The organism is Thiemannella venezuelensis (assembly GCF_014203605.1).
Lineage (GTDB): Bacteria > Actinomycetota > Actinomycetes > Streptosporangiales > Streptosporangiaceae > Planomonospora_A > Planomonospora_A venezuelensis.
Genome location: NZ_JACHJJ010000002.1, coordinates 1 through 18358 on the forward strand (window position 1 = coordinate 1; position 18358 = coordinate 18358).

At 72.7% G+C, this 18358-nt stretch carries 13 protein-coding genes and 2 pseudogenes; 13 read left to right on the top strand and 2 right to left on the bottom strand.

What is annotated here, in order from left to right; translation table 11 throughout:
* From FHS22_RS03510 to FHS22_RS03535, 7 genes and pseudogenes are all read left to right on the top strand, one after another.
* A pseudogene (locus tag FHS22_RS03510) lies at positions 1-237 on the top strand (hypothetical protein); the annotation flags it as partial.
* The gene (locus FHS22_RS03515; protein WP_184938384.1) at positions 234-1049 is read left to right on the top strand and encodes a hydroxypyruvate isomerase family protein; all 816 of its coding nucleotides are present in this window, start codon (positions 234-236) and stop codon (positions 1047-1049) included. The pseudogene FHS22_RS03510 and the gene FHS22_RS03515, both read left to right, overlap by 4 nt.
* Before the next feature lie 61 nt (positions 1050-1110).
* Entirely contained in the window at positions 1111-1980 is an 870-nt protein-coding gene (locus tag FHS22_RS03520; RefSeq protein ID WP_184938386.1) for a 2-hydroxy-3-oxopropionate reductase, read from the top strand.
* Entirely contained in the window at positions 1977-3707 is a 1731-nt protein-coding gene (gene gcl, locus FHS22_RS03525) for a glyoxylate carboligase (RefSeq protein WP_338047569.1), read from the top strand. Before FHS22_RS03520 ends, gcl begins: the two co-directional genes overlap by 4 nt.
* Positions 3708-3794: 87 nt before the next feature.
* Entirely contained in the window at positions 3795-5330 is a 1536-nt protein-coding gene (locus FHS22_RS03530) for an aldehyde dehydrogenase family protein (protein WP_184939029.1), read from the top strand.
* A 38-nt stretch (positions 5331-5368) separates the two neighbouring features.
* Positions 5369-5557, top strand: a pseudogene (locus FHS22_RS39530) (IS5/IS1182 family transposase); the annotation flags it as partial.
* A gap of 230 nt (positions 5558-5787) precedes the next feature.
* Positions 5788-6939, top strand: coding sequence for a trypsin-like serine peptidase (locus tag FHS22_RS03535; protein ID WP_184938388.1), 1152 nt, complete (start codon positions 5788-5790; stop codon positions 6937-6939).
* A 210-nt stretch (positions 6940-7149) separates the two neighbouring features.
* Here FHS22_RS03535 and FHS22_RS03540 read toward each other — a convergent pair whose 3' ends face one another.
* Positions 7150-7596, bottom strand: coding sequence for a DUF6703 family protein (locus FHS22_RS03540; protein WP_184938389.1), 447 nt, complete (start codon positions 7594-7596; stop codon positions 7150-7152).
* A gap of 287 nt (positions 7597-7883) precedes the next feature.
* Here FHS22_RS03540 and FHS22_RS03545 point away from each other — a divergent pair, with 287 nt between their 5' ends.
* The 5 genes from FHS22_RS03545 to FHS22_RS03565 all read left to right on the top strand — a co-directional run bounded on the left by FHS22_RS03545 (position 7884) and on the right by FHS22_RS03565 (position 15411).
* Positions 7884-9146 (top strand): BtrH N-terminal domain-containing protein, encoded by a 1263-nt coding sequence (locus FHS22_RS03545; protein ID WP_221473199.1) that lies wholly within the window; start codon positions 7884-7886, stop codon positions 9144-9146.
* A 20-nt stretch (positions 9147-9166) separates the two neighbouring features.
* On the top strand, positions 9167-9445 hold the full coding sequence (locus FHS22_RS03550) for an antibiotic biosynthesis monooxygenase family protein (RefSeq protein WP_184938391.1): 279 nt from the start codon (positions 9167-9169) through the stop codon (positions 9443-9445).
* Positions 9446-9562: 117 nt separating this feature from the next.
* On the top strand, positions 9563-10948 hold the full coding sequence (locus FHS22_RS03555; protein ID WP_184938393.1) for a glycine--tRNA ligase: 1386 nt from the start codon (positions 9563-9565) through the stop codon (positions 10946-10948).
* Positions 10949-11394: 446 nt separating this feature from the next.
* Positions 11395-14037, top strand: coding sequence for a pyruvate, phosphate dikinase (ppdK, locus tag FHS22_RS03560; RefSeq protein ID WP_338047571.1), 2643 nt, complete (start codon positions 11395-11397; stop codon positions 14035-14037).
* 141 nt (positions 14038-14178) lie between these two features.
* The gene (locus FHS22_RS03565) at positions 14179-15411 is read left to right on the top strand and encodes a deoxyguanosinetriphosphate triphosphohydrolase (RefSeq protein WP_184939032.1); all 1233 of its coding nucleotides are present in this window, start codon (positions 14179-14181) and stop codon (positions 15409-15411) included.
* 22 nt (positions 15412-15433) lie between these two features.
* Here the strand turns inward: FHS22_RS03565 and FHS22_RS03570 are convergent, their stop codons facing one another.
* On the bottom strand, positions 15434-16288 hold the full coding sequence (locus tag FHS22_RS03570; RefSeq protein ID WP_184939033.1) for a M23 family metallopeptidase: 855 nt from the start codon (positions 16286-16288) through the stop codon (positions 15434-15436).
* A 194-nt stretch (positions 16289-16482) separates the two neighbouring features.
* On the opposite strand from FHS22_RS03570, the gene dnaG reads away from it, so the two are divergent.
* A complete protein-coding gene (gene dnaG, locus FHS22_RS03575; RefSeq protein WP_184938397.1) occupies positions 16483-18330 on the top strand; it encodes a DNA primase in 1848 nt (615 codons plus the stop codon).
* Positions 18331-18358 lie beyond the last annotated feature (28 nt).

Sequence of the window (18358 nt, forward strand, 5' to 3'; positions counted from 1 at the left end):
GTGGCCTATGTGGCGGGGTTCACCGCGCCGGAGGGCAAGACCATGGGGCACGCGGGCGCGATCGTGTCGGGATCGGCCGGGACCGCGCAGGCCAAAAAGGAGGCGCTGGAGAAGGTCGGGGTGCGGGTCGGCAAGACCCCCGGCGAGACCGCCCGCCTCATGCGCGAGATCCTCACCGGTGCGGGTGCGGGTGCGGGTGCGGGTGCGGGTGCGGGCCTCGCCGGGGAGGCGCCGTGAGGTTCGACGTCAACATCTCCGTCCTCTTCACCGAGCTGCCGCTGCCGGAGCGCCCGGCGGCCGCCGCCGGGGCGGGGTTCGACGCGGTCGAGCTCTGGTGGCCCTTCGACGGCCCCTGCCCCGCCGACCGGGAGGTCGACGCGCTGCGGCGCTCGATCGAGGACGCCGGGGTCCACCTGGCCGGCCTGAACTTCGACGCCGGGGACATGGCCGCCGGCGAGCGGGGGCTGCTGTCCAGGCCCGACTCCTCGGCGCGGTTCCGGGCGAACGTCGACGTCGCGGTCGGCCTGGCCGGACGGCTCGGCTGCCGGGTGCTCAACGCCCTGTACGGCAACCGCGTCCCCGGGCTGTCCGCCGGAGCCCAACGCGACCTGGCCCTGGCCAACCTGTCGCGGGCGGCGCGGGCGGCCGCCGGGATCGGCGCCACGGTCGTGGTCGAGGCGCTCAACTCCCACGAGAACCCGGACTACCCGATCACCTCCTCCGCGGCGGCCTTCGAGGTGATCGAGGCGGTGGGGGAGCCGAACGTCGCGTTCCTCGCCGACCTCTACCACCTCCACCGCATGGGCGAGGACGTGCTGGGACTGATCGGGACGAGCGCCGGCCGATTCGGCCACGTCCAGATCGCCGACGACCCCGGCCGGGGCCAGCCCGGCACGGGCGGCATGCCGTACAGCCAGATCTTCGAGCGGCTGCGCGCCGCGGGCTACCGCGGCCGGGTCGGTCTCGAGTACCGGCCCGTCGGCCCGAGCGCAGGGAGCTTCACGTGGTTGAACGGCGGGCGGCCGCCGGGAGGGGCGGTGAACGGGTGATGACCGCGGAGCGGGTCCGGAGCGGCCTGCCGGGAGACGGGCGAGGGGCGGTGGACGGGCGGTGAACATCGCGTTCGTCGGACTGGGGATCATGGGCGGCCCCATGGCCGCCAACCTGGTCCGGGCCGGGCACACGGTCGTCGGATACGACGTGAGCGACGAGCGGCTGGACGCCCTCGTCGGGGCCGGGGGGAAGGCCGCGGAAAGCGTGGCGGAGGCCGTCGCGCAGGCGGATACCGCGATCACCATGCTGCCCGACTCCCCTCAGGTGGAGGAGGTGGTCTTCGGACCGGACGGCCTGCTGGAGCACGGCAGGCGGGGCCTGCTCCACATCGACATGAGCACCGTGCGGCCGGAGACCGCGCGCAGGGTCGCCCAGGCCGCGGCGGTGAAGGGGATCAGGGCGCTGGACGCCCCGGTGAGCGGCGGCGAGCGCGGTGCGGTCGACGGGACCCTCTCCGTCATGGTGGGCGGCGACCCCGGCGACTTCGAGGACGCCCGGCCGGTCCTCGTCGTGCTGGGCACGACGATCGTGCACGTCGGCCCGGCCGGGGCCGGCCAGACGGTCAAGGCGGCCAACCAGCTCGTCGTGGGAGGGATCTACGGGCTGGTCGCGGAGGCGATCGTGCTGCTGGAGGCCTCCGGGGTCGATCCCGAGGCGGGGCTCGACGTGCTGGCCGGCGGGCTGGCGGGCTCCCGCGTCCTCGACCTCAAACGGCACTCCATGATCAGGAGACGGTTCGCGCCGGGATTCCGGATCGACCTGCACCACAAGGACATGGGCATCGTGATCGCCGCCGCGCGCGAGGCGGGCGTCGCGCTCCCCCTCACCGGCGTGGTCGCCCAGCTGATCGCCGCCGCCAGGGCCCAGGGGTACGGCTCGCTGGACCACTCCGCCCTGCTCAAAGTGGTCGAGAGGATCAACAGGTGAAGCGGATCCCCTGCATGGAGGCGGTGGTCGCCGTCCTGGAGTCCGAAGGGGTCGACACCGTCTTCGGCATCCCCGGCGCCGCCATCCTGCCGCTCTACGCCGCCCTGCGCGGCAGCTCCGTCCGGCACGTCACCGTCCGGCACGAGGAGGGCGGCACCCACGCGGCCGACGGCTGGGCCCGCGTCACCGGAAACGTCGGCGTCTGCATCGGCACGTCGGGACCGGCCGGCACCAACATGATCACCGGGCTCTACACCGCCCTCGCCGACTCGATCCCGATCATCTGCGTCACCGGGCAGGCCCCCCGGGCCAAGCTGCACCAGGAGGCCTTCCAGGCGGTCGACATCGTCGAGATCGCCAGGCCGGTGACCAAGTGGGCCGTCCAGCTGAAGGAGCCCGCGCAGGCGCCCTGGGTCTTCCGGGAGGCGTTCCGCGTCGCCCGGTCGGGGCGGCCGGGGCCGGTCCTCGTCGACCTCCCGATCGACGTGCAGCGCGGCACCTGCCTGTACGACCGGGACCTGGACGCGCCGCTGCCGGTGGAGGCGCCGCGGCCCCTGCCCGGAGCGGTCCGGGCCGCGGTGGACCTGCTCCGGCGGGCGCGCCGCCCGCTGATCCTCGCCGGCGGCGGGGTCGTCATCGCCGACGCCGCCGGCGAGCTCCGCGACCTCGCCGAGCACCTCCAGGTGCCCGTCCAGGTGACCCTGATGGGCAAGGGCGCCTTCCCCGAGGACCACCAGCTCTTCGCGGGCATGGCGGGCGTCCAGACGCAGACCCGCTGGGGCAACGCGGCGTTCCTGGAGAGCGACCTCGTGCTGGCGGTGGGCGCCCGGTTCGGCGACCGCCACACCGGGGACCTGGAGACCTACCGCAGGGGCCGCAGGTTCGTCCACGTCGACATCGAGCCCACCCAGATCGGCCGGGTCTTCGAGCCCGACCTGGGGGTGGTCGGCCACGCCAGGCTCACGCTGGCGGCCATGGCCGCGGAGGCGCGGCGCAGCACCCCGGCACGCGGTCCCGGGCGGTGGCCGAAGCGGGTCGCCGAGCTGCGCCGGACGCTGCTCCGGCGCGACGACTTCGACGACGTTCCGATCAAGCCGCCCCGGGTCTTCCGGGAGATCAACGACTTCTTCGGCCCCGACACGACGTTCGTCACCGCGATCGGGCTCTACCAGATCTGGTCGGGCCAGTTCCAGAAGACCTACCTGCCCCGGCGCTACCTCGTCTGCGGGCAGGCGGGACCGCTGGGCTGGGAGGTCCCCGCCGCGATGGGCGTCAAGTGCGCGCATCCGGAGCGCCGGGTGGTGGCCGTGGCGGGCGACTACTCCTTCCAGTTCCTGATGGAGGAGATCGCCGTGGCCGCGCAGTACCGCATCCCCTTCGTCATCGTGATGATCAACAACGAGTACCTCGGCCTGATCCGCCAGGCCGAGATCCCCTACGACATGAACTACGCGGTGGACCTCCACTACGGCGAGGGCGGCATCGACCACGTGAAGCTCATGGAGGCGTTCGGCTGCCCGGCCCGCCGGGTCGAGCGGCCGGGCGACATCCGCGACGCGCTCGCCTGGGCCTCGGCGGCCTCCGAGCGCGAGCGGCTGCCCGTGCTCGTGGAGGTCATGGTCGAGCGCGAGGCCAACGCGGCCATGGGCCCCTCGCTCGACGCCGTCACCGAGTTCGAGCCGCCGGCCGGCCAGAGGCTCGCGCTCGCCGTCGACTGGTCCGACTGAGCCGGCGGGCCCGTGCCGTGCGCACCGACCGAGGGAGGCGGATCCGCGCCGCCCGCGCTGATTCGAGGAGGTGGATCCTTGACGCTCATGCTGAAACCCGGGACGGCCTGGTCCGACGCCTATGACCGGTGCGTCCGGCAGGCCCCCGAGGCCTTCCACGACGACCGGGTGCTCAACCTCTGGGACGGCAGGTGGCGGCGGGACGGCCGGTCCGGCCCCGCCGTGACGCCGGTCGACGGCACCGCCATCGCCGGGCCGCCCCGGCTCGACCGGAGCACGGCCTTCCGCGCGGTCCGGGCGAGCGCCGACGCGCACCGCAGCTGGCGGCACGTCCCGCTCGCCGAGCGCAGGGCGCGCGTGACGGCGGCGCTGGACGCCCTGCAGGCGCACCGGGACCTGCTGGTCCTGCTGCTGGTGTGGGAGATCGGCAAGCCCTGGAGGACGGCCGCGGCGGACGTCGACCGGTGCGTCGAGGGGGTGCGCTGGTACACCGGGGAGATCGGGCCCATGCTCGCCGGCCGGGCCCCGCTGGAGGGGCCGGTCAGCAACATCGCCAGCTGGAACTACCCGATGAGCGTGCTGATGCACGCCATGCTCGTGCAGGTCCTCGCGGGCAACGCGGTCATCGCCAAGACCCCCACCGACGGCGGGCTGTCGTGCCTGACGCTGGCCTGCGCCCTGGCCGCCCGGGAGGGGCTGCCGATCACGCTGGTCAGCGGGTCGGGGGCCGAGCTCTCCCCGGCCCTGGTGCGCGGGCGCGACCTCGGCTGCGTCTCCTTCGTCGGCGGCCGCGACGCCGGCGGCCAGGTGGCCGCCTCGCTGGCCGGCCTCGGCCACCGGCACGTCCTGGAGCAGGAGGGGCTCAACTGCTGGGGGGTGTGGGAGTACTCCGGCTGGGAGACGCTGGCCGGGCAGATCCGCAGGAGCTTCGACTACGCCAAGCAGCGCTGCACGGCCTACCCGCGGTTCGTGGTGCAGCGCTCGCTGTTCCACGACTTCCTGGCCGCCTACCTGCCCGCCGTCCGGTCGGTGCGGTTCGGACACCCGCTCGCGGTGGAGGCCCCGGACGATCCGCCGCCGGACCTCGACTTCGGCCCGCTGATCTCGGGGGCGAAGGCCAAGGAGCTCACCGACCAGGTCGACGAGGCGATCGCCAAGGGCGGGATCCCGCTGCACCGGGGCTCGGCGGCCGAGGGCCGGTTCCTGCCGGGCCAGGACGCCTCGGCCTACCTGGCGCCCGTCACGATCCTCGCCCCGCCCCCGTCCTCGCCGCTGTTCCACGCCGAGCCGTTCGGCCCGGTCGACACGATCGTGCCGGTCGACACCGAGGCGGAACTGCTGGCCGCGATGAACGCGAGCAACGGCGCGCTGGTCGCCACCGTCTCCTGCGACGAGGAGGAGACGGCCAGGCGGCTGGCCGGGCAGGTGCGGGCGTTCAAGGTGGGAGTGAACGCGCCCCGCTCGCGCGGCGACCGCGACGAGCTGTTCGGCGGCCTCGGCGCGTCCTGGCGGGGCGCGTTCGTCGGCGGGGAGCTGCTGGTGCGGGCCGTGACCCGCGGGCCCGCGGGGGAGCGCCTGCCGGGCAACTTCCCGGACCACACGCTCCTGCCGGGATCGGTGTGAGCCGCCGGGGGGCCGGGCCAAGGCCGTGACGGCGGCCGGGCCGCTCGCGGGGCGGGCCGACCAGTAAGGTCCACCGGTCGGCCGACCGGCGATGCCGTCCGCTGTCCTTCGTCCTGGCCCCGGGCCGAGCCGGAGACGGCCCGCAGCTTCGCGCCGTGCTGGAGCGCATCGCGGTGCGTCTGCCCGCCGGCCGCCCGCGCACCCGCCCGGCCTGCATCTCCGCGGAGCCACCTTGCGGATCCGAAGCCTTCGATCCGCCCGCAGCTCTGAAGTCCGTACGGGACTAACACGATCGGGGGTGGGAGACGTCATTCCGGACGGGGATTTTGATCATCTTTTCGGGTGACGCGGCCGGCCGGGTGCGCAGTCGATGATGGGGACGGCTCGCACGAGTGCGGTGGTGATCCTCGTGCTCCTCCGGCGGCCGGAAGACGTCCCGAGCATGAGGAGTACTTTGATGAAGCGTGCCCTGTTCCCTCTCGGGGGCGCCGCACTTGCCGTCGGCCTGCTGGCGACCTGCCTGGCGGGTACCGCCCAGGCCGCAGACGTCTGGGCGGACGATCCGATGACCGCCGCCGGGGCGGACGCGCTCGCGGTCGTCGATTTCTGGGCCTCCGCCGGCAACGCGGCCCTGGTGCGGGCCGTCCCCGTCGACGGAGAGTGGAATGCTCCGGCGATGACGCCCGGCGGCGACTACACCCCCGACGGCGCGCCCGGCACCGTCGCCGGAGCTCACGAGGTGGGCTACGTGCCCGACACCGGCGGTACGACGCAGACCAGGCTGCCCAGGACCATCGGCAAGGTCTTCTTCCTCGACCATGAGGGCCGGGAGCGCTGGTGCTCGGCCACCTCGGTCCATTCGGCGCACCGCAACGTGGTCTCCACCGCCGCTCACTGCGTCCACAACCCCGCCGCCGGCGGCCAGGTCATGGGCAAGTGGGTCTTCGTACCCGGCTACTACCAGGGCAAGGCCCCGTGGGGGATCTACGTCGGCAAGCAGGCATGGACGCACCGCGACTTCGACACCGTCAAGGACCACGACAGGGACTACGCCTTCGTCAACGTCCACAACGGCGTGCGTCTCACGGGGACGGCCCAGGCCACGCAGGCGGAGTACGACGCGCACACCGGCTCCAAGTGGATCCAGAACGGGCGGTACCACATCGCCGCGGCCCAGGACACGGGCCGGCTCGGTGACGCCGTCGGCGGGCAGGGGCTGGCCTGGAACCAGCAGGACGTCGACAGAACGATCTACGCTTTCGCCTATCCCGCGGGCCCCAACCCGGACGGCAGCAGGCCCTACACCGGCGTAACGCCCAAGTGGTCCTACGGCCGAGTGTCCAGGAACGCCTACACCTCCCCGGCACGAGGGATCCAGGAACACATGACCCTCAAGAGCGGCTTCACGCCGGGCGCGGACGGCGGCCCGTTCCTGGAGCGGTACAGCAACGCCGAGCGTCTCGGTTACGTCAACGGTGTCGTCAGCGTCTTCGCCGACCAGGACAGGAACGGCCGATACGACCTGATCACCTCCGCGTACTTCGACGGTGAGACCGCCGCGGTCTACCAGAAGGCCGCCGAGGTCTCCTCCGGTCCCGTCACCGGCTGACACGTCGGGCCGATGCCCGCGCCGCCGCGCGACGGCCGAGACGGCGCGACACGGCGGAACGGTGCGTCAACCGGATCGAGGAGCGGCGCGGGCCGGCCTTCCGGTTCGGGAAGACCCCGGCATGCTGCCTGGCCGGCCTGCGTCTCCGCGGAGCCGTCTTGCGGATCCGAAGCCTCCGGCCCGCTTGAAGACCGAAAGCCCGCACAGGCCCTAGAAGGCCCCGAAGCGGTCGGCGACCAGCAGGAGGAGGAAGGTGAGCAGCGCGACCCGCAGGATGCGCCCCCCGGCGCCCAGGGACGGCCACGACATGTAGGCCAGCCAGCCGACGAACCCGGCCACCACGAGCGCCGCCAGGCCGCCCCAGAAGGACGGCACCGCGAAGCCGGCCAGCAGCAGGACCACCAGGATCACCGGGACGATCCAGCGCGGGAGCCGGAACATGAAGACCATGGGCGCCGCGCTGAGCCGCTCGACCCGCCGCCGAAGGCCGGTGGCGCCCGGCGTGAAGAACCGCTCGCCCGGCGGGAGCGGGCGCCCGGCGGACGCGCGGCCCGGTCCCCGGCCGCGGGCGGGCGCCGTACGGCCCGGCGCGGGACTCTGGGCGAGGGGGTGCGCGGGCCGTCCGGGGCGGTCGGCTGCGCTGCTCTTGTCGGCCACGGCCTGAGCCTAACGCCGGGACGCCCGGCACGGCACGGTCTGCGCGAGAGCCGCGGGCGGGCCGTACGCCGCTTGTGCCGTGACGGGGGCCGTACGTAAACTCGGCGGTGGCGAGCTCCGGCGCCGAACCTCCTCGATCGGGCACCCACGCTGCCCGTGGTCCACGGAGGCAAAGGGGACATGCGTGCCTCCGGAAGACTGCGGGTCCCGTGTGCCGGCCGATGACGCGGCGGGCCGACCGGCAGGCGTGGGCTGGAGGTCGGCCGGGTGCCGCGAGCGGAGCCACCATGACCAGCAAGAAGCAGCTCAAGGCCCGGATCCGGGCACGGATGGCCAAGACGGGCGAGAGCTACACCGCCGCCCGCCGCCACCTCGTCGGCGGGCCCGAGAGGCCGGCCGACGGTTCCTGGGCCTTCCACGGCGGGCGCGAGCCGGGCAGCGCGGCCATCGCGAACGTGCTCGCCAACCGGGGCGTCGCGGTCGGCGAGCCGATGGTCTTCCTCGCCGGGGGCGGACTCGGCGCCGGGTACATCCTGTGGGAGTTCAAGCACGACGACAGCCGCCACGTCACGCTCGGCTTCCGCAACCAGTGGCAGTACCACGACCGCTGGATGGCCAAGACCCTCGACCGGCTCGGCGTTCCCTTCACCGCGCACACCACCTCGGGGGCCAGGGGCGCGGCGAAGCTGCTGGCCGGGGAACTGGACGCCGGACGGCCCTGCATCGTGCTGCCCGACCGCTACCGCGTCGGCTACTGGGGCTTCCCGGCGAGCATGGACGGGTACGGCGGGCACCCGGTCGTCGCCTACCGGCGCGACGAGACCGGCGTGCTCGTCGACGACCGGGGCGCGGCGCCGATCCGGGTGCCGCACGAGCGCATGGACGCGGCGCGGGCGCGCGTGTCGTCCTACAAGAACGTCACGCACGTCCTGGAGCCCGCGGAGATCGGCCCCGAGCGGCTGGCCTCGGCCGCGCTGGAGGGGCTGCGGGACGCCGCCGAGCACCTGGGATCGCCCTCCGACTCGTTCTCGCTGCCCGCCTGGCGCAAGTGGTCGCGGCTGCTGGTCGACACCCGCAACGCCAAGGCCTGGCCGAAGGTGTTCGCCGACGGGCGGGGCCTGTCGGGGGCGCTGCTGTCGCTGTGGGAGGGCGCCGAGCCGGTCGGCATGGACGGCGGAAACCTCCGCGACCTGTTCGCCGACGGCCTGGCGGAGGCCGCGGGGCTGCTGGACCTGCCCCTGGACGGCCTGGCCGCCGAGTTCCGGCGGATCCACGGACTCTGGCACGGGCTGGCCGAGGCGGCGTTCCCGCAGGACGTCCCGGAGTTCGCCCGGATGCGCGAGCTCACCGCCGCGATCCGCGAGTCCCTGCTCTCGGAGGGCGCGCCGGGCGAGGAGGGCGCGGAGCTGTGGGCGCTGCGGGCGGAGGTGGACAGGACGCCGCCGGTCAAGGACGTCGAGGCGCTCTTCGCCGAGCTGAGCGGGCGCCTCGCCGAGATCCACCGGGCCGAGACGGAGGCGATCGGGACTCTGCGGGACCTGGTCTCCTGAGGCTCTGGCATGCTGGGCGGATGCTCGCTCTCATCCGTTACTCGGTGCCGCCGGGGCAGGCCGAGGAGTTCCTGGCCCAGGCGCACGACATCGTCGACACGCTGGCCGCGCAGCCGGGGTATGTGCGCGGCCGCGTGTCGCGGTCGGTGGACGAGCCGGAGCTGTGGGCGCTGGTCAGCGAGTGGGAGGGGGCCGGGTTCTACCGGCGGGCCCTCGGCGCCGCGCGGATGGCGATGTATCCGCTGATGACGCTGATGATCAACGAGCCCAGCGCGTTCGAGGACGTCGGACGGGCCTGACCCGGCCGGAGGCGGGGCGGGCGGGATGGCCAATGCGCACGACCGGCCCTCCCGCCTCCCCTAAGCTGGTCCCGACCAATTCCTCGCCGACCTCCAGCCGGATGGAGATCTTCCCTTATGTCACGCCGTACGGACATCATGGACACCATCGTCAGCCTCGCCAAGCGACGTGGGCTCGTCTATCCCTCCAGTGAGATCTACGGAGGCCTGCGCGCGTCGTGGGACTACGGGCCGCTGGGCGTCGAGCTGAAGAACAACGTCAAGCGCGAGTGGTGGAAGTCCATGGTCCAGGGGCGCGAGGACGTCGTCGGCCTCGACTCCTGCGTCATCCTCGCCCGCGAGGTGTGGCAGGCCAGCGGCCACGTGGAGACCTTCACCGACCCTCTCACCGAGTGCCAGTCGTGCCACAAGCGCTACCGGGCCGACCACCTGGAGGAGGCCTACGCCGACAAGCACGGCAAGGAGCCCGCGGGGGGCCTGGCCGACATCACCTGCCCCAACTGCGGCACCAAGGGCGCCTTCACGGAGCCCAAGCAGTTCAGCGGCCTGCTGAAGACCTACCTCGGCGCGGTCGAGGACGAGTCCGGCCTGGCCTACCTGCGCCCGGAGACCGCGCAGGGCATCTTCATCAACTACCTCAACGTGCAGCAGTCGGCGCGTAAGAAGATCCCGTTCGGCATCGGCCAGATCGGCAAGTCGTTCCGGAACGAGATCACCCCGGGCAACTTCATCTTCCGCACCCGCGAGTTCGAGCAGATGGAGATGGAGTTCTTCGTCAAGCCGGGCAGCGACGAGGAGTGGCACCAGTACTGGATCGACGAGCGCATGCGCTGGTACGTCGACCTGGGCGTCACCCCGGACAACCTCCGGCTCTACGAGCACCCGAAGGAGAAGCTCTCCCACTACTCGACGCGCACCGTCGACATCGAGTACCGCTTCAACTTCGCCGGCAGCGAGTGGGGCGAGCTGGAGGGCATCGCCAACCGCACCGACTACGACCTGTCCACCCACTCCAAGGTCTCCGGCACCGACCTGAGCTTCTTCGAGCAGGACACCGGCGAGCGCTACGTCCCCTACGTGATCGAGCCCGCGGCGGGCGTGGACCGTACCGCCCTGATGTTCATGATCGACGCCTACAACGAGGACGAGGCGCCCAACGCCAAGGGCGTCATGGAGAAGCGCACGGTCATGCGCCTCGACCACCGCCTCGCGCCGGTCAAGGCCGCGGTGCTCCCGCTCTCGCGCAACGCCGACCTGTCGCCCAAGGCCAAGGACCTGGCCGCGCGGCTGCGCAGGCGCTGGAACGTCGAGTTCGACGACGCGGGCGCGATCGGGCGCCGCTACCGCCGCCAGGACGAGATCGGCACGCCGTTCTGCATCACCGTCGACTTCGACACCCTCGACGACCAGGCGGTGACCATCCGCGAGCGCGACTCCATGGCGCAGGAGCGGGTGGCCCTCGACCAGGTCGAGTCCTACCTCCGCCGGCACCTCAACGACTGAGGCGCGCGGCCCGGGCCCGCCGAGGGCGGTCCGGGCCGGTCGTGAACGCAAGGGACGGCCGGTGACCCCGGGAAGGGGTCACCGGCCGTCGTGTTTTCCCGGGAGGGGCCGTCCGCGGGAGAGGGGCCGTCCCCCCTCGATCCGGGTGCGGCCTCCCGGCGGGGCGGGAGGCGCCGTACGGCCGCGCCGCCCGCGGGCTGAACCTCCGGTGAACGTGGTTGAATGCTGAGACAATTGGTGTAAACCAATTGGTTTATACCAATTCTTGGGGTGACCGATATCACCATTGATTTGACGCCGATTTGGATTGGATTAGACCGCGAAGATGGGTTTGACCTGCGTAAACAGGTCACCGTCTGATGGGTGACGTTTCGTCTGCTTTTTCATCGGTAGAGTCCGCAGGGAGGCGGAAGCGCACGTCATTTGAAGCCGTAGAAGGAGCAGCCGTGCCCAAGTACGTTTACGACTTCACCGAGGGCAACAAGGATCTCAAGGATCTGCTCGGCGGTAAGGGGGCCAACCTGGCCGAGATGACCAATCTCGGGCTGCCCGTCCCTCCCGGCTTCACCATCACCACCGAGGCGTGCCGCAGCTTCCTGTCCGACGGCGCGCTCCCGGCCGGCCTGGAGGAGGAGATCGGCTCCCACCTGGCCGCGCTGGAGGGGAAGATGGGCCGCCGCCTCGGCCAGGCCGACGACCCCCTGCTGGTGAGCGTGCGCTCCGGGGCCAAGTTCTCCATGCCGGGCATGATGGAGACCGTCCTCAACATCGGGCTCAACGACGAGTCGGTGCACGGCCTGGCCAAGCAGGCGGGCGGCAACGAGCGCTTCGCCTGGGACTCCTACCGCCGGCTCATCCAGATGTTCGGCAAGACCGTCCAGGGCATCGACGGAGAGCTGTTCGACGAGGCCTTCGAGAAGCTGAAGAACGGCCGCGGAGACCTGGACCTGGACGCCGCCGAACTGCGCGGCCTCGTCGAGACCTTCAAGGGCATCGTGCGCGCCGAGACCGGGGCGGACTTCCCCGCCGACCCGCGCGAGCAGCTGCGCATGGCCATCACGGCCGTCTTCGAGTCCTGGAACGCCCCGCGTGCGATCCTCTACCGCCGCCAGGAGCGCATCCCCGCCGACCTGGGCACCGCCGTCAACGTCTGCACGATGGTCTTCGGCAACTGCGGCATGGACTCCGGCACCGGCGTGGCCTTCACCCGCGATCCCGGCAGCGGCCACCAGGGCGTCTACGGCGACTACCTGCAGAACGCCCAGGGCGAGGACGTGGTCGCGGGCATCCGCAACACCATCCCGCTGCAGGACCTGGAGCGGATCGACAAGAACTCCTACGACGAGCTCATGCAGATCATGGAGAAGCTGGAGAACCACTACCGGGACCTGTGCGACATCGAGTTCACCATCGAGGACGGAAAGCTCTGGATGCTCCAGACGCGGGTGGGCAAGCGGACCGCGGGCGCCGCGTTCCGCATCGCCGTGCAGCTCGTGGACCAGGGCCTGATCGACCTCGACGAGGCGGTCAGGCGGGTCACCGGCGACCAGCTCGCCCGGCTCATGTTCCCCCGCTTCGCGCGGGACGAGGGCAGGAAGCCCGTCACCAAGGGCATGAACGCCTCCCCGGGGGCGGCCGTGGGCAAGGCCGTGTTCTCCTCCGAGCGGGCCGTGGAGCTCGCCGCCCGGGGTGAGGACGTCATCCTGGTCCGCCGGGAGACCAACCCCGACGACCTCGCCGGCATGATCGCCGCCCGCGGCGTGCTCACCTCGCGCGGCGGCAAGACCTCGCACGCCGCCGTGGTCGCCCGGGGCATGGGCAAGACCTGCGTCTGCGGCGCCGAGGAACTCGAGGTCTCCACCGCCGAGCGCCGCTTCACCGCCCCCGGCGGCGTCGTGGTCGCCGAGGGCGACGTCATCTCCATCGACGGCTCCACCGGGGAGGTCTTCCTGGGCGAGGTCCCGGTGGTCGCCTCCCCCGTCGTGGAGTACTTCGAGGGCTCCCGCACCGACGGCGACGAGCTCGTCGAGGCCGTGCACCGCCTCATGACCCACGCCGACGCCGCACGCCGCCTGGACGTGCGGGCCAACGCCGACAACGCCGAGGACGCCGCCCGCGCCCGCCGGTTCGGCGCCCAGGGCATCGGCCTGTGCCGTACCGAGCACATGTTCCTCGGAGACCGGCGGCAGCTGGTCGAGGACCTGGTCCTGGCCGGCACCGACGACGAGCGCGAGCGGGCGCTGGCCGCGCTGGAGCCGCTGCAGAAGGCCGACTTCACCGAGATCTTCCAGGCGATGGACGGCCTGCCCGTCACCATCCGCCTGATCGACCCGCCGCTCCACGAGTTCCTGCCCGACCTCACCGAGCTGTCGGTGAAGGTCGCCCTCGCCGGGGAGCGGGCGAGCGAGAAGGACCGCGCGCTGCTGGCCGCGGTCAAGCGCCTGCACGAGCAGAACCCGATGCTGGGCCTGCGCGGCGTACGGCTCGGCCTGGTCATCCCCGGCCTGTTCGCCATGCAGGTGCGGGCGATCGCCGAGGCCGCCGGGGAGGTGCCCGGCGCCCGCGCCGAGATCATGATCCCGCTGGTCGGCGCGGTCCAGGAGCTGGAGCACGTCAAGGAGGAGGCCGCCGGGATCCTGGCCGAGGCCGGGGTCGAGGCGCTGGTCGGCACCATGATCGAGGTGCCGCGCGCCGCGCTGACCGCCGGGCAGATCGCCGAGGCCGCCGAGTTCTTCTCCTTCGGCACCAACGACCTCACCCAGATGACGTGGGGCTTCTCCCGCGACGACGTCGAGGCGGCGTTCTTCTCCCGCTACCTGGACCTGGGCGTGTTCGGCGTCTCCCCGTTCGAGACGCTGGACCGCGACGGCGTGGGCAGGCTGGTACGGCTCGCCGCCGAGGAGGGCCGCAGGACCCGTCCCGGCCTCAAGCTCGGCATCTGCGGCGAGCACGGCGGCGACCCGGACTCCATCCACTTCTGCCACGAGGCGGGCCTGGACTACGTCTCCTGCTCGCCGTTCCGCATCCCGGTCGCCCGGCTGGAGGCCGGCCGGGCGGCCCTGGCCGGCGGCGGCTCCGACACGCGCTGACCCGGCTCCCGTACGGCCCGCGCCCCGTCCGGCCGGGTGCGGACCGTCCGGCGTCCGGCGTGCGGGCCGTGCGGAACGCCGCGAGTGTTTACCCGGCGTTCCGCATGGACCGGCCCTATCGTGGATAAAATCACTGCACTTATGTACGGCTACGACGAGCACGACCAGGCCAGATGGGTACCGGAACCGCCCGGCAACCCGGAGCGAGGCCCGTTCGAGCGCGATCGGGCCCGCGTGCTGCACAGCGCCGGGCTGCGGCGGCTGGCCGCCAAGACGCAGGTGGTCGGGCCGGGGGAGACGCTCGGCAGCGGGCAGCAGGTCCCGCGCACCCGGCTGACCCACTCGCTGGAGTGCGCGCAGATCGGCCGGGAGATGGGCCAGGCGCTGGGCCGCGACCCCGACCTGATGGAGACCGCGTGCCTGGCCCACGATCTGGGGCACCCGCCGTTCGGGCACAACGGCGAGACCGCGCTCAACGAGATCGCGGCCGGGTGCGGCGGGTTCGAGGGCAACGCGCAGAGCCTGCGCCTGCTGACCCGGCTGGAGGCCAAGGTCCTCACCGAGGACGGCCGCAGCGCCGGGCTGAACCTCACCCGGGCCTGCCTGGACGCCGCGGTCAAGTACCCCTGGACGGCCGCCACCGCCCCGAAGTACTGCGCGTACCCGGACGACCTGCCGATCTTCGCCTGGATCAGGCAGGGCGCCCCCGACGAGCGCGTCAGCTTCGAGGCGCAGATCATGGACTGGGCCGACGACGTCGCCTACTCCGTGCACGACCTGGAGGACGCCCTCCACTCCGGGGCGGTCCTCCTCGCGGCGCTGCGCGACCCCGCCGAGCGCCGCGACGTGTGCGCGACCACCCGGGTGTGGTACGCCCCGGACGCCGACCCCGGCGCGCTGGAGGAGGCCTTCGCCCGCCTCGTCGCCCAGCCCTTCTGGCCGCACGACTTCGACGGCTCCATGGCAGGCCTCGCCGCGCTGAAGCACCTCACCAGCGTGCTCATCGGCCGCTTCTGCCGGGCCGCCGAGGCCGCCACCAGGGAGCTGTACGGCCCCGCCTGCGGACGCTACGGAGCCGACCTGGTGGTGCCGGAGCAGACCCGTCTGGAGTGCGCGGTGCTCAAGGGCGTCACCGCCCACTACGTGATAACGGAGAAGGACCACAGCGCCAACCGGGCCCGGCAGCGCGAGCTCATCCACGACCTGGCCCACATGATCATGCTGGGTGCCCCCGGCACGCTGGAGCCCGCCCTCCGCCCGGCCTTCACCAGGGCGGACGGCGACGCCGGGCGGCTGCGCGTGGTGGTCGACCAGATCGCCTCGCTGACCGACACCTCGGCGGTGGCCTGGCGCGACCGGCTCACCGGCCGCTGACGCCCGCCCGGCCGGGGCGGGGTCAGCCTCCGGCGGGGGCGGCGCTGCCGATGACGATCGGGTTCTCCGGCGGCTCGGGCCTCTCGGTGGGCTTGGGCATGGACTTGGGCTTGCACAGGACCGTGCACCGGGGGGCCGGCCCGGTGCGTGCCATGACGGCCCGCACCTCGTCCGCGGGGGACAGCGTGCGGTTGCCGTTCAGCCAGGCGTTCAGGTAGTCCCACGGCTCGACCATGCCGCGCCGTACCCACCAGAGGGAGGGCTCGGTCTTCCAGGAGATCGCGAAGTAGAGGTTGCTGGCGGTGTCGCGGGCGTTGCCCGAGTTGCCGAGCAGGCCGAGCGTCTGGCCGGCGCCGACCCGCACGCCCGGCCTGATCCCCGGGGCGACGGAGTCGAGGTGGCCGCCGAGGTAGCGCACGCCGTCGTCCCCGACGACCGTGACGAACCGGCCCTCGCGGTCCTGGCCGCGGTCGGTGGAGGGCCGCCACCGGTTGGCGGTGTTGACCTCGTGGACCACGCCGCTCACCGGTGAGACGAACGCGCACCCCTTGCCCGCCCAGATCGTGGTCTTGGGCAGCACCAGCAGCCTGCTCTGGTAGGAGACCGCGCAGCCCTTCACCGGGAAGGCGTAGGTGAACTCGGAGAGCTTGGGCGGCGGCACGGGCACCGGGGCGTCGCCCTCGGGGACGTCCACCGACGGCCGGGGAGTGGGCGTCGGAGCCGGGATCGTCGCGGTCACCGGCCCCTGCGCCGCGACCGGCTCCGTGGTGGGCGCCGCCGTGCTGATGCCGGCGACCCCGCCGGACGACGCGCAGGCTCCCGTGACGAGAAGGACGCCGGTGACGGCGGCCAACCGTGCTATATGCCCCGATCGCATGATGTCCACCCGCATAAGGTACCGAGAATCCGCCTTTACCTTTGTAACGAACCTCGTCGCCGCCCACGACCGGTTCGGCGAACTCCGGCGATCCGGGCATGGACGCCCTCCGTACGGCCGGCCCCCGAGCGGGCCGTCCGGGGGACCGGGTCGCCGGGGGCAGGGTTGTCGGGGCGCCGGACTAGACTCACGGCGTGGCAGGCCGGATCAGTGACGAGGACATCGCGCTCGTGCGGGAGCGCTCGCCGATCGCCGACATCGTGGGCGAGCACATCCAGCTCCGCAACGCCGGGGGCGGCAACCTGAAGGGGCTGTGCCCCTTCCACGAGGAGAAGAGCCCGTCCTTCAACGTCACCCCCGCCCGGGGCTACTGGTACTGCTTCGGCTGCACCGAGGGCGGCGACGTCATCACCTTCGTGCGCCGGCTGGAGCACCTGTCGTTCGGCGAGGCCGTGGAGCGGCTGGCGGGCCGGGCCGGGATCCAGCTCCGCTACGAGCAGGGCGGCTACGTCCCCGGCCGCGAGCAGGGCGAGCGGAGCAGGCTGATCGAGGCGCACCGGGCCGCCGCGGAGTTCTACGCCGCGAAGCTGGCCGCCCCGGAGGCCGCGCCCGGGCGGCGGTTCCTGTCGGAGCGCGGCTTCGAGCGGGTCGACGCCGAGCGGTTCGGGGTGGGCTACGCGCCCGCCGAGTGGGAGGCGCTCACCCGGCACCTCATGGGCCGCGGCTTCACCGCCGCCGAGCTGGTCAAGGGAGGGCTGGCCAAGGAGGGCCGCCGGGGGCCGATCGACCGCTTCCGGGGGCGGCTGGTCTGGCCGATCCGCGACATCACCGGCGACGTGATCGGGTTCGGCGCGCGCAAGCTGAACGAGGCCGAGGACGGCCCGAAATACCTCAACACGCCCGAGAGCCCGCTCTACAAGAAGAGCGAGGTCCTGTACGGCGTCGACCTGGCCAAGCGGGAGATCTCCAAACGCTCCCAGGCCGTGATCGTCGAGGGCTACACCGACGTGATGGCCTGCCACCTGGCGGGCGTGCCCACGGCGGTGGCCACCTGCGGCACCGCGTTCGGCGCCGAGCACATCAAGGTGCTGCGCAGGCTCCTGCTCGACCAGGCCGGCTCCCAGGGCGAGGTGGTCTTCACCTTCGACGGCGACGCGGCCGGGCAGAAGGCGGCGCTGCGCGCCTTCGCCGACGAGCAGAAGTTCGTCACCCAGACCTACGTGGCGGTGCAGCCGGCCGGGCTCGACCCGTGCGACCTGCGGGTCAGGCACGGCGACGCGGCCGTGCGCGACCTGGTCGCGAGCAGGGAGCCGCTGTTCGCGTTCGCGATCCGCAGTGTGATCTCCCGCTACGACGTGAGCACCAACGAGGGCCGGCTCTCGGCGCTGGACGCCGCGGCGCCGATCGTGGCCGGGATCAAGGACCGCGCGCTGCGCCAGCTCTACGGGGTGGACCTGGACCGCTGGCTCGGCTTCAACAACGAGCGGTTCGTCATGGACAGGATCGCGGAGATCTCCGCCACCGCCCAGCCCCGGCAGGGCAAGCCCGCCCCCCGGCGGGTCGCCGAGCTCACCGATCCCGGCGTGCGGACCGAGGCCGAGGTGCTGAAGCTGGCCGTGCAGCGACCGGCGCTGCTCGGGTCCCGGTTCGACGCGATCGGTCCGGAGGCGTTCACGCTGCCCGAGCACGTCGCGCTCTACAAGCTGGTCGCGGAGGCCGGGGGCGCGGGCGCGGGGGGCGAGGGCGGCCGTGCGTGGGTGGACCGCCTGCTCTCCGTCGCGGGCGAGGGGCTGCGCGGGATGGTCACCCGGCTGGCGGTGGAGGAGCTGCGGGTGGACCCGGCGACCGAGGAGCGGTACGCCGCGGACCTGCTCGCCGCCCTGGAGACGATCTCGGTCTCCCGGGCCATCGACCAGATGAGGTCGAGGCTGGAGCGGACCGACCCGGCGGGCGGACCGGAGGAGTACCGCCGCCTGTTCGCGGAGCTGAACGAACTCGAACGGCGCCGGCGCGTGCTGAAGGAGCGCGCGGCCGGAAGCTGATCACGCAATCGGGTTTAATTTCCTGAAT

What these genes read in the sequence shown, in the direction of transcription:
- FHS22_RS03545 (WP_221473199.1), top strand. Translation starts at nt 7,884, where the DNA reads ATGACCAGCAAGAAGCAGCTCAAGGCCCGGATCCGGGCACGGATGGCC.
- FHS22_RS03555 (WP_184938393.1), top strand. Translation starts at nt 9,563, where the DNA reads ATGTCACGCCGTACGGACATCATGGACACCATCGTCAGCCTCGCCAAG.
- FHS22_RS03565 (WP_184939032.1), top strand. Translation starts at nt 14,179, where the DNA reads ATGTACGGCTACGACGAGCACGACCAGGCCAGATGGGTACCGGAACCG.
- FHS22_RS03535 (WP_184938388.1), top strand. Translation starts at nt 5,788, where the DNA reads ATGAAGCGTGCCCTGTTCCCTCTCGGGGGCGCCGCACTTGCCGTCGGC.
- FHS22_RS03530 (WP_184939029.1), top strand. Translation starts at nt 3,795, where the DNA reads ATGCTGAAACCCGGGACGGCCTGGTCCGACGCCTATGACCGGTGCGTC.
- FHS22_RS03570 (WP_184939033.1), bottom strand. Translation starts at nt 16,288, where the DNA reads ATGCGATCGGGGCATATAGCACGGTTGGCCGCCGTCACCGGCGTCCTT.
- FHS22_RS03550 (WP_184938391.1), top strand. Translation starts at nt 9,167, where the DNA reads ATGCTCGCTCTCATCCGTTACTCGGTGCCGCCGGGGCAGGCCGAGGAG.